This is a genomic window from Erwinia tasmaniensis Et1/99, assembly GCF_000026185.1.
GTDB lineage: Bacteria > Pseudomonadota > Gammaproteobacteria > Enterobacterales > Enterobacteriaceae > Erwinia > Erwinia tasmaniensis.
The window spans coordinates 1,066,027-1,081,209 of the sequence record NC_010694.1 but is presented as its reverse complement, the minus strand read 5'-3'; the positions used below and the strand labels follow the sequence as shown (position 1 = coordinate 1,081,209).

Sequence of the window (15,183 nt, the reverse complement as noted above, 5' to 3'; positions counted from 1 at the left end):
ATTATGACTCCACTCCATTGAACTTAATTACGAAATTAGCACCATCTTTAATTAAATAGTCATCTTCAACATTTGGATCAGAATACCAAATCTTATGGTGTGCTACAGCTAAATTCTCCCTGCATAAATAAAGCCCGACACCATGACCATTAGCTCTTTTGCTATAAAACAATTCAAATAAACGAGGAATGTCATCTGGGTCAATAGCAGGGCCTGTATTTGCAATTATAACTAAAGAATTAACAAAATATATTTTGATAAGACGATTATCGGACAAACTCACCCAATACATTGCGTTATTTATAATATTAGTAAAAACCGGATATATTCGTGAAGGTATATCATTTATATATATGTTCTTAAAATCATCACCGAACTCAATGGAAATACGTTGTCTTTCAAAACGATCACCAAAAAATCTCAGGATATAATCCATTATATTTTTCCCGGAAATTTTTTGCCTTGACTGATATCCAGATATTTTCAAAGGTGATAAAAACCTGATTTGTTGTGTTAATGATCTATGTGCATTCAGAGCCAATGTGAAACCCGGGTGTTCCTTCGCGGTTGAAGGCAAAGAATTTAGTCCTCGTGTTACCATCGAGTCCATTTCTTCAAGCTCGTGTGAGAGTATTTCGACGCTGATTCCCAACTGAGCCAAAGCATTTAAACTCTTAGCTTTATCCTCGAAATACTCTCTTTCTTCTTCTGATAGCGAAAAAGCAGAGTCTAAATTTACCCCATCAAATAACCTTTCTAATCCTTTATTTATAGATTGATATTTGAATGTTAGGGAGTCAATTGTTTCAATATAAATGCTATCGAGTAAATTTAGAACATTCTCGATCTCAGCATTGTTATTAATTGAGTCAACTATTGATATAGCTTTAGAGTAATATATAGCTCTATCACTTTTAATTTCTACCCCCCATTTCTTTAAGAGTGCATTTGTTTTTTCATCTATATTATTACTAAACTTGGTTAATCTGGCATTTATGATCCCTTGATTTTTATCAAGATGATTCTTACCTACTAACGAAGGTTCTAACTTATTTAATTCAGAATCCAATTTATTAACTATTAATTTCATCTCTAATATATACGCAGAAAATTCATTGTATTTATCACGATAACTTCTATATTTCTCCTCATATACACCAATTTTAGGTGGCTTAGTTGGAGTTTTTATTTCTGTTCTCAATGATTCTAAATTAGCAAGGTCAGCATCTATTTCTTTTATATAATTATAATCATGCTTGTTTTGATTACTATCTAATTTAGTCTTCAATTTTTTTACAGCTTCAAGCGAAGCATCTAAAACGGGAGTTTGCGTTTTTAGTGCCTCTGAGAAACTCTTTTGTGTAGATTTACGAGCTTGTTGCTGTGCTGATTTTCGTAATTCCTTTTCACGTTTAACTTGCTCAAGAAGTTCTTTACGATCTTCGGAATTTCTACCAAAAAATCTATCCGCTAATGATGTTAATAAATCTGAAACTAATGTTTTCAATTCTCTAGCAGCTTGGTTTCGAATGAAGCCTTCCCTTCCAGATTTATCCTTTAGTTCTTTATTATTTGATTGTGTGATACTGATAAATCCGAAAACTCTTCGGTTAGACCAATAGTATCGCCCAGCATTCCATGAACGTCTTTCCTCGATCTGGAAGAAATCATTATCTACTCGTCCATATGGCAACACTCTTAAATTATCCCGAAACACCATAAGCCCAGCATATTTTTTTGCCTTGAGGTCAAAATGTGTATGCTCTCGCTCGGTGTGCGAGGTATTTTGCGGCAGAAATTCTAATGTCCCAATTTGAATTTCAAATGGTCCGACTCCAGAATCAGAATTAACACTTATGCTGGCAGGAATAACTACTTCGCCCTTATCCTCACCAAAAGCTTTTACGCGACCTCTAAACCAACCTTTCGCATCAACATAGCCTACAACAGTGTGCTCTAAAGCATCAAAATCGCTTTTACTAAATACATCCGATTGCTTTAATATTTGACGATGGTAACCATTGGCCTTAACTGTATATATTTCATAAGAGAATGATAGATCCTCTAAAATATAAGGATTTACAAATGCCCTTAAAGTGTCAACCAAGCTTTGTTCAACATCAGACAACTCTGCATTATCCTTAGCTAAATCCCCTGCATTGGTTAATAATGACAAATCTCGTCCAAGCTCCAATAAAAAGAGAGCGGTACCATGTTTACCACCGTCTATCTTTTCAACTTTGATTAAGATTTCTTCCCAAGGAACGAAGACACTAGGATCAATTTTAAATTGATCACAAAAATTAATTATTTTATCTTGAGTAGTAATAAAGTCACTTTTTTCATTTACAGCTTTCTCGTCTTCTGAGAATTTTTCCCAAGCTGCTTTTATGAGAAGATGATTAAAATGACGAACTTCATCTTCATCTTTGCTGGGAAAGGATACATTCTTCTTAAGTTCAATGAGCAAACCAGATAAAACATCAGATAGAGAATCTATTTTTTCAAACTCTCTGAATGGAACAGTGACATCGTCAAATGAGAGATACGGGTTTTCGAAAAGCCTCCAATCAATTAGTAAGGCAACATAATTATTATCCATTTTCTTAGTAACAAGAAAAGTTACGGGAGATAGAAAAGCAGCAGATAATCGCCCAATCCCTTTTTCTCCTTGAGTTTTTCGGATACCTAATCCGAACCGCTCATTTTCTTCTAAGGTGTTCTTTCTCGTTTTAGATTCGGTGCCAACAACAAGCCAATTATCAATAAGTTGTTGCAAGGACATTCCGCAACCGTTATCTATAAGGGCTCCGCAAGGATAATCGCCATCTATTGTGTATAATGCCACATCTCTTGCATAAGCATCATATGCATTTTTCCAAAGCTCGCTTACAGCAGTTGGGCAGTCTGCAATCTGCCCCTTACCGAGATGTTAAATTGTCCTTGCTCTCGCTTTAAAGCTAAGAGATCTCATCTGCATTTTTATCATCCCTTTGAGAGTTATTGATTATTATTTCAACACAAGATTTCAGAAGAATTTTCCCCAGATTTACAGGAACAGCATTTCCCACCTGTTTCCCTTGGCTAATGATGCCTCCAGAAAAAATGTAATCATCGGGGAATGTTTGAAATCTAGCTGCCTGCCTTACACTAATTCCATGGTTATCCCACGGATGTAGGAAACGACCCTTTGAAGGGTTAAAACAACCAGTCGTTATTGTCGGGCCAGGTAATGATAGCCTAATCCGACCATAAACATCTTTATGACCAACATAGCCATTCGAATGACAAGGCAATCTAAAATCAACATCTTCCCGACTGCCATTGATTGGTGTCAAACTAAATCTTTCAATCATATAATCAGCATGATTCATATGAATATTATTTTGATCACTTTTATTTTCTTTAAGCGTATTTTTAAATTTTAATTTCTGTGCGACATCTTGCCCTAAAATAGCAGTAATTTTTTCAATAATAGAAGGTGTAGGTTTTTCAAAGACTTCAGAAGCATTAACCCAATAAGGTTTTTTATCTTTGAAATGAGTTGGGAGAGGTGGCCAATCACCTTCGCTGATAGAAATATCATCTCTGAGACCTAAGATAAATACCCGGTTTCTGTTTTGAGGGACTCCATAATCTTTTGCATTCAACTTTAATGGACCCAAGATATTATATCCACTATTAGCGGCAAGCTTTTTAAAGTTGTTTAAATAGTCTTTATGTTTTCCCCAAAGCAAGCCAGGTACGTTTTCAACAAGAAACATTTTAGGTTGAAACACCTTAACAAAATCATAGTATCGAATAAGTAATGTGTTTCTTGGATCATTGACACCAGCATTTTTTATTCTATGTGATGAAAATCCTTGACAAGGTGGCCCACCAATAATGAGGTCCAACTCTCTTTCTTTAAGATGTAGGCTATCCATGAGTTCAGAAGGGGGAATAGCAATAATATCTTTATTGATTAGCTTTATATTATTTTTCCTTTTTTGTATTAAATTCTTGTCATATGTATCACACGCATCTTTATCAAGCTCAATAGCAGCAAGAATTTCAATACCCAGCTCCAAAGCGGCTAACGAAAAGCCCCCCGCACCTGAAAAAAGATCTATCCCATTGATTTTAATCAACTTATCAATCGCTCTCAAAAAATAATATTCTTGTATGTAATTTTACCGCATACTTTGCCTTACCACAATCCTTAGGTAACATCAAGCATGTTGATTGTTCGTACAGCAAGTAGGATCGGAATTTTAAGTGAATAAAATAATATATTTCTCTACCTGCAATCATTTAAGTCACTATATTTAAACTCTTTAAAATCCTCAGATCCAGAACCATTCTCGTTAGGTAAAAATAATTATTATATTCAGATCCTTCCGATATGCTTTCTAAATAACCTGTATATTTCGAATATAATTCTAAAAGATCGCTACGGTTTAAATAACCTTTCAATCTTATTAATTGAATTGCATTAAGCGCTTGTATTACACCTAATAACTTCAGATGCTTAAGGAATTTATTTATTGTTTTTTCGACATTTACAGCATCTGTTTTTCTTACACAATTTTGAGTAAAAAAACACTTAGTAAAACTATTAACTATTAACTATTAACTATTAACTATTAACTATTAACTATTAACTATTAACTATTAACTATTAACTATTAACTATTAACTATTAAATCATCTTCACAATTTATTATATAGTTATCACGCTCTATATCAACAAAATTGATTGTATCCAATTCATTTAACTCAACATATAGCTCAGTTATCTCCATATCCTTTTTTACGTTGATTAGCTTTTTTACATGGCAACTCTCAAATAATTCAATATCATTACTCATAATAAAATCGCAACTAAAACCACAGTGGTTAAATTTATCTATAAACACTGAAATTTTCCTCGTAATAAATAACCTATATATATCTACTTTTTTATCTTCATACATACTTCATCCAAACATAATTGCTATTGCATTAGTTATATTTTTATATATTATTTTTTTTGATTGTCAAATACTGCGCTAAGACATATGATTACATCTCCCTTGGATTAAACTTGAGAAATTGAAATGAAAAGTCAATGTTATCTAATCATCAAAATTTGTTATCCAATTAATCTTCTCCCAGTCAATCCTTTCATTTTACATATATCAGGTGGAAATTGTGGCTGTCCTACAGATCATATCCCACTTTATTTACTCCAAGATATACGAAAAAAAAGATTCTCCATTTTTTTTCCTAAATTATTCACAAGCAATAAAAGAGTATAATAATAAAATCAACTCATCTGATGATAAAAGTTATTTTCATGAAGAAAAAAAGTATGGACTTTTCAAATTGACATTATTGGAAACTCTATTAATTTAGAAAATATTACTAGCCCTGACTTCTCCATACCTGCATTGCTTAAATCACCGGGGAATATTTCTTGGAAAAATATAAAATTTGAATCAAGTGGAAATATTTTCAAATTAGATGACCTAGTAGTTGACATCAAAACAGACTTGTTAGCATTCCACAATAAAGTGATGGATAAATATATCCCAGGAAAGGATTTAAACCCTCAAGAAAAAACAATCCCATCTTCCTCTGTAAAGATAAAATAACAACTATATATTACTAATTAAGCATGAGCTAACTCAGCGAAGCTGAGTAGCCTTGCTTTTTCTGCTCTTCGGATGCAAAAGGGGAAAGTCAAACCCCACATCGTTGACATAATACACCTATCGATTATAAATATATTAGGCATAAGGAATGTGCTAATTTTGAAATAAAATTTTTTAATGAATAATTTATTTACCCCCCCCTGCTGCATATAATTTACGTATTCATTGCGTTAGCGTCCGACTAAATAACTCAGAGCTAAATACTTTGAATCAGGAGCGTAAACAATACGCCAAAGGCGAATGGCTTCGCATGTGTTTGCTTAAGAACCATGTACCTGTTGTCCCAGAAATCAACCGATGCACATGGAAAATGTTAGGTTAGATAAATCAAAGCCTCAATAAGCTCTTAAACCACCTAAATGCTAAGCAATGCTGCAGCCCGCTGACTAAGACAGAACTCTTTGCTGTAAAACGTCAAATTGGTGATCTTCGCTCACGACTTCTCACAGCTGATCTATGGAGTATCCCCTCTAATGAAGGGCATGCAGAAGATCAAACGCGGTAAGGTCTTCGCCGGAGTTGTTCTATACGCGTTAAAGCCTGGAACTCACCATAAAACTGACCCGGTGTTCATAGGGGGGAACATGCTGGGAGACTCAGCAGCTGATTTGATAACTGAGTTCAGCGCTTCTGCTTCACTTCGCCCCGACGTAGTCAAGCCGGTGTGGCACAATTCGCTTCGCCTACCTATCGGTGAATCACTCACAGCGAAGCAATGGGTTTCTTTTGCCGACGACTATATGAATCGCATGGGGTTCAGTGAAACGCACCTGCGCTGCTATGTCATACATGACGACGACGCAGGCCAACACATTCATATCATTGCCAGCAGAGTCGACTTGATAGGAGGGAAGCTCTACCTAGGCAGAAATGAAAATCTGATTAGTACACGGGTAATCCAGGAACTCGAGTCAGCGCATGACCTGACCAGAACCAAGGGTCCTTCCCCTTTACAAGGCCCTTCGCCCTCTAGTAGGTGTAAGAGGCTATCACGTGGTGAGGAACAGAAAGAGAAGCGCGAAGGTCAGCCAAGCCCCAAAACGTTCCTGCAGAACACTATCGACGAGCTATTAGCAACTGCCATTGATATTCATGACTTCATTGGAGCACTTGCTGAGAAAGGGATAACCCCCTTACCAAACATTTCCTCTACGGGTCGTATGAATGGTTTCTCATTTGAGTATGCTGGAATCGCTTTTAAAGCCTCCCAGTTAGGTAAAGCTTACTCATGGGCGAATCTGCAAGAGAAGCTCCGCTACGAACCTGAACGCGACAATCCCTTGCTTTTTGATTTGAAAGTTTCGGCTTGAAGTGGTCAACAAAAACTGGCCACCGAGTTAGAGTTTCTCCAGTATCGATTTTCTGATTCTTTTGGTGGCAACCCACCATTATATTCGTGCGGCCTGAGTGCGCTGTAATATCCAACGATGTAGTTCGTTATGGCGTGAGTCGCATCGCTGAAACTTACGTAACCTGTCACTGGCACCCATTCGTTTTTCAGACTCCGAAAGAAGCGTTCCATTGGGCTATTATCCCAACAGTTTCCACGACAGCTCATACTCTGCCTTATCCGGTAGCGCCACAGTAACTGCCGGAACTGCCTGCTCGTATAATGACTGCCCTGATCGCTGTGGAACATCACTCCTGCGGGATTACCGCGAGTCTCCCATGCCACTTCCAGTGCTTTTATGGTGAGTCTACTGTCCGGCGAGAACGACATTGCCCAGCCCACTGGCTTTCTTGCAAACAGGTCGAGAACAACAGCGAGGTATGCCCAGCGTTTGCCTGTCCAGATATAGGTCACATCACCGCACCTGGTTTGGCTCTGTTACGGCGAACTGTCGCTCAAGGTGATTCGGGATAGCAACGTGTTCATGACCGCCACGCTTATACCGGTGAGTCGGCTGCTGGCAACTGACCAGCCCCAGTTCTTTCATGAGCCTGCCAGCAAGCCAGCGCCCCATCCGATAGCCTCTCTGGGTTGCCATTGTGGCGATGCTTCTTGCTCCGGCCGAACCGTGGCTGATGCCATGTAGCTCAAGTACCTGACTTCGTAACACATCCCGTCTGCCGTCTGATTTTTCAGGACGATTTTTCCAGTATTTATAGCTGCTGCGATGAACCCCAAACACATGGCAGAGAGTGGCCACAGGATAACGCGCCCTGAGTTTCCCGATTATCGAGAACCGTTCAGGGAGTCTGACATCAAGAGCGCGGTAGCCTTTTTTAATATTTCGTTTTCCATTTCAATACGTTGTAGCTTTTTCTTCAGCTCGCGTATTTCGATTTGTTCCGGTGTTATCGGAGATGCTTTTGGTGTTTTACCCTGACGCTCTTCACGCAATTGCCTGACCCATTTAGTCATCGTGGAAAGACCGACATCCATAGCCTTAGCGGCATTAGAGACGGTGTAGTTTTGATCAACAACCAACTGAGCGGAGTCGCGTTTGAATTCAGGACTAAAATTTCTTCTTTTCATTGGAACACCTGTGTTGTTCTGAGGTGAGCATATCACCTCTGTTCAGATGGCTAAATTCAGTAAACCATTACAGTCAATGGGTGGGTGAGTTTTCTGCCAAGACCAATGGAATGACCATTGTTAGCAAAAGGATATTTAGAGCTGGTCGTGCCTCTTCTGGGTATTGCAAAAGAGCTCGCTGCAAGGAGAGTTCGGTAAAGATTTCCATTTTGTCGAACTGTGGGGGCAATCCAATTTTCACTCTCATTAGCATATTTGTTATATTTGCAGTATCGCTCACCTTACAGGGACTGAAAATGGATACGGCTTTGCTTAGTACGCTGGACTCAGACGGGAAAGCGAAATTTGAAAGTGCAGTAAACGCCTTACAAGGCGATGTATCTGCGGCAGCGGCGAGACTCTCAGTCGATCCCCGACTGCGCCTTGAGTACTCTAAACGCATTAAAGAAATGGCTGTTGATCTCAGAGCCAAAGCTAATAGTGGCATCATCAGCTGGGAAAAAGCAGCAATGGAGGCTCAGGAAACCAGAAATCTGATCATGGATATGGTACGAACTCGGAGTACGCCGCTTGGTCGGGCAATGGCAGAAAGGTTGAAAACTTCAGGTAAAACCCTTAATGAGTTAGTCGCTAAAAAGACCGCTTCTCTATTCGGGCCAAAGGCTAATTTTAATAGCTTATCAGAAACGCAAAAAAACCAAGTTTATGCTGGTATCATTGAGTCAGCGGGCAAATCAAACCCTCAAGTTAACCTGAAAATGATGAAATTATCTCGTGCTGCTAAGGGCTTGATAGTTCTTTCTATCGGGGTGTCAGTGTATGAAGTATACGCATCAGACAATAAATCTTCTGAAACCGGCAGGCAGGTTGCTATTAACGGAGCAGGTATTGCAGGCGGTTGGGCTGGAGGAGCTATTGCTGGCTTAATGTGTGGGCCTGGTGCGCCTGTATGCGTGTTATTGGGTGGATTTGCTGGCGGTGCTTTAGCCGCATGGGAAATGGGCAACTGGTGGAAATAAAGATGGAAGAAGTCACTACACTATCATTATCGGAAGTCAGTGAAGCAACAGATACCACTCAGGCTCGTTCTGAAGTGCTGATTGGCGGCAACTTAACAGGGATTATCATTCCAGGAAAAGTGCTTGAAGCTGCGATAAAAGTCGATGCGCGTCGCTATCTTTTATTCGTGACGGATGACGTTGTTTTTGAAGATATGCTGACGCTCCTGCTGTTGGATCTCTCTCAAGGCGTAGTAGAGGAACTGACTATCGGAGGCGCTTATACTTCAGGTCACTTCGAAGCTTTAAAAGTTTCGCCCCACTCCGCAAGCTTTTGCTTTATCGGCGATACCACATGGAGAGTAAAAGTATCGACATCTCCCAACTTTAAACTGCCCTTTTCCGATCCTCGCGGTGTAAGCCGTCCAATGGGATTAAGAAAGTACATTGATATCTCCGCTAACCCTGCTCCGGCCAGAGCTGACGGTAGGCGGTAGGGCAATCCACACCCTCTTTTCTTTATCGCCAGAAAAGGCGATAAAACTACATTGGTATACGCTTGGAGGGAATTACATAGAAAACCATAACACATTGAAATTTATAACGAAAACCTTACCTTTTCAACCGTTACACGCCCAATATCATACCCACTAGAAACTATTTGGCTTTTATGTATGATCAGCACATATTTTTTACTTAAGACAAATATCAATGATGCAATCAATCAACCTTTTCACTTCTGGATGGAAAAAGGGCACAGAAGATGATTATAAATTGTGCTACAGCCTGTACGGTGGCAGCTTTATGACGCATCCAGACGTGCTGCTGTTCCTGCAAGAACGTCTGAATTTTACGCCAACATACTCTGTAAAACGCGACAAAGATGACAAGTTTCTAGGGGGATGCTGTACCTGGGGCGGTGTTTTTGCTGCAACGGGCAGCGACGCTCAAAAATCGCGCATCGATTTTTATCCCCTTAACCGGGATGAAATTATTTTACCTTTGCACCCTGACTTAAAAACATCCCTGCCTTTTCGAACCAAAATACTTTCGTCACTGAACTGCGATAAAACCAGAAATGCCACTTTACGCTTTAACAGCCAACGCGCTATTTGTCTGGCGAAGGGGTGTGGCGAAGACGGTTATTCTTCATCAACAAAGAACAGTCGGCGTAGGGAGTTAAAGCGTTTTCTTAATGCAGGTGGCCAGTTTCTTGACCAGTCTCACTTTTCACCTGAAGAGCTCACGACGATTTATTGTGAACTTTACGAAAAACGCTGGGGACATATACCGGGAAATAAAAAAGAAATGCTCGATATGCTGATGAGCCTGCGAGACATGTTCTTCGGATACGTGTTGCTATTCGATGGAAAACCCTGCGCATTTCAGCTTATTACAAAGGCAGAGAGTCCCGAATGGGTATGTTTTGATTATGTTAATGGGGGATATGATCAGCAGCAAGACTCATTCTGCCCGGGCACCATCGTTACCTGGCTGAATGTCAAATCAGCATACGATTTGTGCGCCGCACAGGGTAAAACGATGCGCTACTCGTTTGGCAAACCAACGGCAGACTATAAGGACAGATGGTGCTATCGCTCTCCCCTTGGCCGCGTGCTTGCGATATGAGTCTTTTAGCATGCCAAACGGCGCTCCGGCAGCGATGCACGACAGGCAGTCAATTTCTATACCCTCATCGCTCGTGGTATTCTTGACGGCAATAACGCCAGCCGATTGCGGCAATTGCCGTGTCATAACCCGGGATTAGGTGCATGACTATTATGCCGCCGTCTGACATCTATTTAATCTGCGATAACGGTGAATAACCAGTGCTCATCTAATATTATTATGGTTGGAGCATATCGCTTCAGGCATAATGTTTTGTAAGATGATAAAACAAGGATATGTTTATGTTTTTGAAAATTATACTTTCATCATCAATAATCCTTCCCGCCTGTATGATGACGAATGCCGCTGCTGTCGCGCCAGAATTGAGTTATAAGGCTCCTGAGCCCTCGCTTTCTTCTGCACCATTAACAGACCCGTTAGATCACAACCCGCTGAAATCTTCTCCGTCACTACAGTGGAAAACGTCCGAGCCCAAGGCAAAAGTCAGATTGACTCCTGGGTGCGACACTCTTGGTTGTCGTTATCACCAGAATAACCGTAACAGCATAAGTCATGGCGCATTACCTAAGACCCATCTACTGCGTCAAAACGACCCTTTTTCAGCAGATCATGGCGGGGAGGAATATAACGTTGGGGTAACGTTTGACTTCACCGATGACAACAATTAGCGCCATGGCGTCGGAAATATGCAGTGTCCCGCGCGTGGAGAGTATTTTCTAGCGATGTGCGGCTACTGACCCTTTTCGGCATTTATGCTGTCGGCACAATATTCGCATTGTGCCGAAGCAAAGTCACTATCCGGTCAGTCAGCCGCTGCTGAGGCTGTTAAACGGCGGAAATTGCCGGATCTACCGCACAGAGTTTCCAGCAACAGGTCATGGCCGCCCACCCAACTCACTATCCCGAAGCTGCCAGTAATCAACCGTTAGCGTCGCGCTTCCGCTAAATCTCAGCTCCGGCCGCTCTTCAGGGAAATAACGTGAAGTCATTACGCCCGCGCCGTCATTAATAAAGATCTCGATGCTTGAGCTATCAAGCAGGATCTGCAATTTCTCCACGGCCCCACTCCAGTAGCGTCTTTCTTCATCGGGGCTACTCAATCCCTTACGGCTAAGGGTAATGCCGTCCGGGTCGCATTTCAGCCAGAGAGTCTCACCGATGTCTATCTCAAAACTACCGGCTACCTGTAGCAGCAGTTCGGCGCTGTCAGCGCTAAAGACGGGCAGCGAGTCGGCTCGTCCTTCAGCCTGCTGGCCCGCCGTGCGTAATGCCACAAGTTCGCGGGCAGGCACCTGGTACAGCTGTCCTTCGCGCACGCTTAGCTCGCGCGGACAGCTCATCATATGCAGCCAGCCGTGTTTCAGGGTCGGCTGCGAGAACTCGTCCTGGTCTGGTACGCCCATCCAGCCAACCAGCAGACGGCGGCCATCGTCGGAAAGGGTCGTTTGCGGAGCATAAAACTCATGTCCATAGTCCAGCTCCAGGAAAGGACCGTGCGGGTAATCGCCTTTTTGGTAATCCAACTCACCCAGCAGATAGCCGCACTGATACTGGTTCAGATAGCGCCGCTCCTCTGCGTCGACGCCTTGTGGGCAACTGATTAACACATCGTGACCGTCAAGATTAAACAGGTCAGGACACTCCCACATATAGCCAAACGTTCCGACGTCGCGTAACTGACTACCGGCAATCTCACCCAGTAATGTCCAGGATGCTAAATCCGGAGATTTCAGCAGCAGCACCTTACCTCGCAGCTGCAGATCCTGGGCCGCCAGCACCATGTACCAACTTTCTTCGTGCCGCCAGACCTTAGGATCGCGTATATGTCCGGTGTAGCCCTGTAGCTGCCCCAGAACCGCCTGCTTATCAAATTCACCCTGCTCATTCTGCCGGGCGATACATTGCCATGCCGTGCGGTCGTCATTGTCCAGCATCACGTTGCCGGTATAAACCAGCACCAGCTGACCGTTGTCATCCACAGCCGAGCCGGAGAAACAGCCATCAATATCGAAGCTGTCGCTGGGCATTAGCGCTACGGGCTCATGCTGCCAGTTGATCAGATCGGTCGAACTCCAGTGTCCCCAGAACTTAGTGCTGTGGTCGCAGGCCAGCGGGTTCCACTGATAAAACAGATGGTAGCGCCCCTGGAATTGAATAAAACCGTTGGGGTCATTCATCAGGCCTACCACCGGCGAGAGATGCCAGTGTGGGCGGTGGTGGTCAGCAGGATGACGCCGATATCCATTCATTACGGCGTGTAAGGTCTGCTTCAGGAGGTGTTTGTCACTCATTGGTCACCCTCTTGGTTGTAGTTAAACAGGAGCGAAATAACGAACGCGATGCTAAATGCCATTCCCAGGCCTATCAGCTGGTGCACCAAAGAGCTGGCCTGGATAATTGCCAGCCCCGGTAGCCCGGTCAGTCCAACCCCGGTGGCGTAGACTTTATTGATAACTACCCAGGCACCGCCAACGGCACCGCCAGCCATCGCGGCGATAAATGGTTTCACAAAGCGCAAATTCACCCCAAATACCGCCGCTTCCACCGACCCAATCATGGCGGAGAAAGCAGCAGGAATGGCGATTTTGCGTACCTTCGCATCACGGGTACGGAACCAGACCGCCAGGCAGGCACCACCCTGGGCGACGTTGGCCATCGACCATATCGGCAGCAGATAGTTAACGCCGATTGACGGATTGCTTAGCAGGCCGGCTTCAATCGCATGGAAGCTGTTCTGAATACCGGTCATTGCCACCACGGAATAAAGTCCCCCGAACAGCAGCCCGGCCACCCATCCGGTCTGAGCGATCAGCGTGGTCAGCACATAGGCAATCCCATCGCCGAGCATTCGGCCCGCAGGGCCAATGATCAGCATGGCGACGAAGCCTGAAATAATCAGAGTCAGGAACGGCACAAAGATAATTTCCACCAGGTCAGGAACCCTGCGGCGCAAATGTTTCTCGATGAAACTCATAAACCAGACGGTCAGCAGCACCGGGAAAACCGTGCCCTGATAACCGATCATGGCAATTTGCATCCCGTACAAATCCAGCGTGTGGAAGTTTCCCAAGCCGCCCCAGACGTTAGCCAGCGCCGGATGGGTCAGGATCCCTCCGAGCGTGGCACCGATAAAGGGGTTACCGCCAAACACCCTTGCTGCGGTAAAACCGATAAGTACCGGCAAGATGATAAAAGCGGATGAGCTGAACATTTCCAGCAGAACATAGATGGGGTGATGCGCATCCAGCCAGCCATAGGTTTTGATCATGCTGAGCAGCCCCATCAGCAGACCAGAGGCGATGATTGCGGGGATTAAAGGAACGAATACGTTGGAAAGCGTGCTGGCAACACGATGGAAATAGCCGAGCTTTTTTTCAGCGTTCTGTGAGGCCTGTTCTTTTTGCGAGGAGTCATCAATCTGGGCTACCTGAACAAACGCATCATAAATATCGTTGATCACGTTACTGCCAAAGACGACCTGTACCTGTCCAGCCTTACGAAAGCTGGCCTTTACGCCCTTAACCGCATCAATTGCATTCAGATCCAGCTGTGACTCATCTTCAAGCACAACCCGGAGCCGGGTCGCGCAGTGAATGGCGGAAGATATGTTGTCTTTACCCCCCATCATTGGAACCAGCTGCCGGGCAACCTGCCTGTAATTCATAATTTTCACCGGATATATTATTATTTTAAATTTTTGACATATATCACAAATAACACTTTCGGCAGGTAATTGTAAACACGTATACGCATTTCTCTATGGCCATTTGCCTGAGTAAAGCGACCGGAAAAATGTCTGACACGGATCGATTTAGTTGTCATCAACCACGAGCAAACGCCCCTGGACCGGTCTCGTTCGGCATTCAGGACTGGCTTAATTTTCCGCACGCACGCAGACGCCATACGCTGGTAGCCAAACGGGTCACTTTCCAGGCACTCTTTTGCCCGTGATAACGAAAATACCTTAACATGAGGTTTAAAAATTTATTGGCAGATGGGCTAGTCGGAAGGTAAACGTGGTGGAAACAGCCGCCAGAAAGCAAAACAACTCACCGCTGACGATGGGAAAAATACGGGTCTTTTCTCTTTAGGTTAGGTTGAGCTAAAACGCTGTTTTGCAGCTATCGGCATCACGTATGGAAAGATGGCAGGTTGGACAGAGGATGGAAAGTAATGGGCCCTTTTAGGCTGGATAAGGTTAATCACAGTAACCATCTAGTAAGCACGCCTTAAGGAAATTACGGTGGTAGAAAACTAAAAACCAGCAGAGAACATATGCCTCTGCTGAGTTGATAGCGTGACTAAGGTGTGGTGAAAAGTTCCCTGGTGCTGGCCATCTCTGGCTACCTGACCTAAATGTGGTCAAGTCTTTTATTATTTTCGTCAGTTTTTTATGACGGTG

Annotated in this window: 9 protein-coding genes and 2 pseudogenes; 5 read left to right on the top strand and 6 right to left on the bottom strand. The window is 43.0% G+C overall.

Features of this window, described 5'->3' with window-relative positions; genetic code table 11:
* Window position 1: 1 nt before the first annotated feature.
* The 3 genes from ETA_RS19160 to ETA_RS05885 form a co-directional block, all read right to left on the bottom strand.
* A complete protein-coding gene (locus ETA_RS19160; RefSeq protein WP_269446410.1) occupies window positions 2–2,914 on the bottom strand; it encodes an ATP-binding protein in 2,913 nt (970 codons plus the stop codon).
* Between the two features lie 46 nt (window positions 2,915–2,960).
* On the bottom strand, window positions 2,961–4,148 hold the full coding sequence (locus ETA_RS05890) for a DNA cytosine methyltransferase (protein ID WP_012440713.1): 1,188 nt from the start codon (window positions 4,146–4,148) through the stop codon (window positions 2,961–2,963).
* A 519-nt stretch (window positions 4,149–4,667) separates the two neighbouring features.
* On the bottom strand, window positions 4,668–4,898 hold the full coding sequence (locus ETA_RS05885; RefSeq protein WP_157861785.1) for a hypothetical protein: 231 nt from the start codon (window positions 4,896–4,898) through the stop codon (window positions 4,668–4,670).
* Between the two features lie 1,250 nt (window positions 4,899–6,148).
* Here ETA_RS05885 and ETA_RS05875 point away from each other — a divergent pair.
* A pseudogene (locus tag ETA_RS05875) lies at window positions 6,149–6,979 on the top strand (relaxase/mobilization nuclease domain-containing protein); the annotation flags it as partial.
* Window positions 6,980–6,990: 11 nt separating this feature from the next.
* On the opposite strand, the pseudogene ETA_RS19150 reads toward ETA_RS05875, so the two are convergent.
* Window positions 6,991–8,154, bottom strand: a pseudogene (locus ETA_RS19150) (IS3 family transposase).
* A gap of 296 nt (window positions 8,155–8,450) precedes the next feature.
* Between ETA_RS19150 and ETA_RS05865 the strand changes: the two are divergent.
* From ETA_RS05865 to ETA_RS19880, 4 genes are all read left to right on the top strand, one after another.
* Window positions 8,451–9,173 carry a hypothetical protein gene (locus tag ETA_RS05865; protein ID WP_042958705.1) on the top strand — a complete coding sequence of 241 codons (723 nt, stop codon included), beginning with the start codon at window positions 8,451–8,453 and terminating at the stop codon, window positions 9,171–9,173.
* 2 nt (window positions 9,174–9,175) lie between these two features.
* Window positions 9,176–9,649, top strand: a complete 474-nt coding sequence (locus ETA_RS05860) for a hypothetical protein (RefSeq protein ID WP_012440706.1) — start codon at window positions 9,176–9,178, stop codon at window positions 9,647–9,649.
* A 214-nt stretch (window positions 9,650–9,863) separates the two neighbouring features.
* Window positions 9,864–10,781, top strand: coding sequence for a GNAT family protein (locus ETA_RS05855; protein WP_012440705.1), 918 nt, complete (start codon window positions 9,864–9,866; stop codon window positions 10,779–10,781).
* Between the two features lie 281 nt (window positions 10,782–11,062).
* The gene (locus ETA_RS19880; protein WP_157861784.1) at window positions 11,063–11,449 is read left to right on the top strand and encodes a hypothetical protein; all 387 of its coding nucleotides are present in this window, start codon (window positions 11,063–11,065) and stop codon (window positions 11,447–11,449) included.
* Window positions 11,450–11,656: 207 nt separating this feature from the next.
* On the opposite strand, the gene ETA_RS05850 is transcribed toward ETA_RS19880, so the two are convergent.
* Entirely contained in the window at window positions 11,657–13,072 is a 1,416-nt protein-coding gene (locus tag ETA_RS05850; protein WP_012440703.1) for a glycoside hydrolase family 32 protein, read from the bottom strand.
* The gene (locus tag ETA_RS05845) at window positions 13,069–14,445 is read right to left on the bottom strand and encodes a PTS transporter subunit EIIC (RefSeq protein ID WP_012440702.1); all 1,377 of its coding nucleotides are present in this window, start codon (window positions 14,443–14,445) and stop codon (window positions 13,069–13,071) included. The genes ETA_RS05850 and ETA_RS05845 overlap by 4 nt, the downstream gene beginning before the upstream one ends.
* Window positions 14,446–15,183 lie beyond the last annotated feature (738 nt).

Bases quoted from the DNA above. Each gene is read 5' to 3' on its own strand.
- ETA_RS05850 (WP_012440703.1), bottom strand. From the start codon at position 13,072: ATGAGTGACAAACACCTCCTGAAGCAGACCTTACACGCCGTAATGAAT.
- ETA_RS05865 (WP_042958705.1), top strand. From the start codon at position 8,451: ATGGATACGGCTTTGCTTAGTACGCTGGACTCAGACGGGAAAGCGAAA.
- ETA_RS05855 (WP_012440705.1), top strand. From the start codon at position 9,864: ATGATGCAATCAATCAACCTTTTCACTTCTGGATGGAAAAAGGGCACA.
- ETA_RS05845 (WP_012440702.1), bottom strand. From the start codon at position 14,445: ATGAATTACAGGCAGGTTGCCCGGCAGCTGGTTCCAATGATGGGGGGT.
- ETA_RS05860 (WP_012440706.1), top strand. From the start codon at position 9,176: ATGGAAGAAGTCACTACACTATCATTATCGGAAGTCAGTGAAGCAACA.
- ETA_RS19880 (WP_157861784.1), top strand. From the start codon at position 11,063: ATGTTTTTGAAAATTATACTTTCATCATCAATAATCCTTCCCGCCTGT.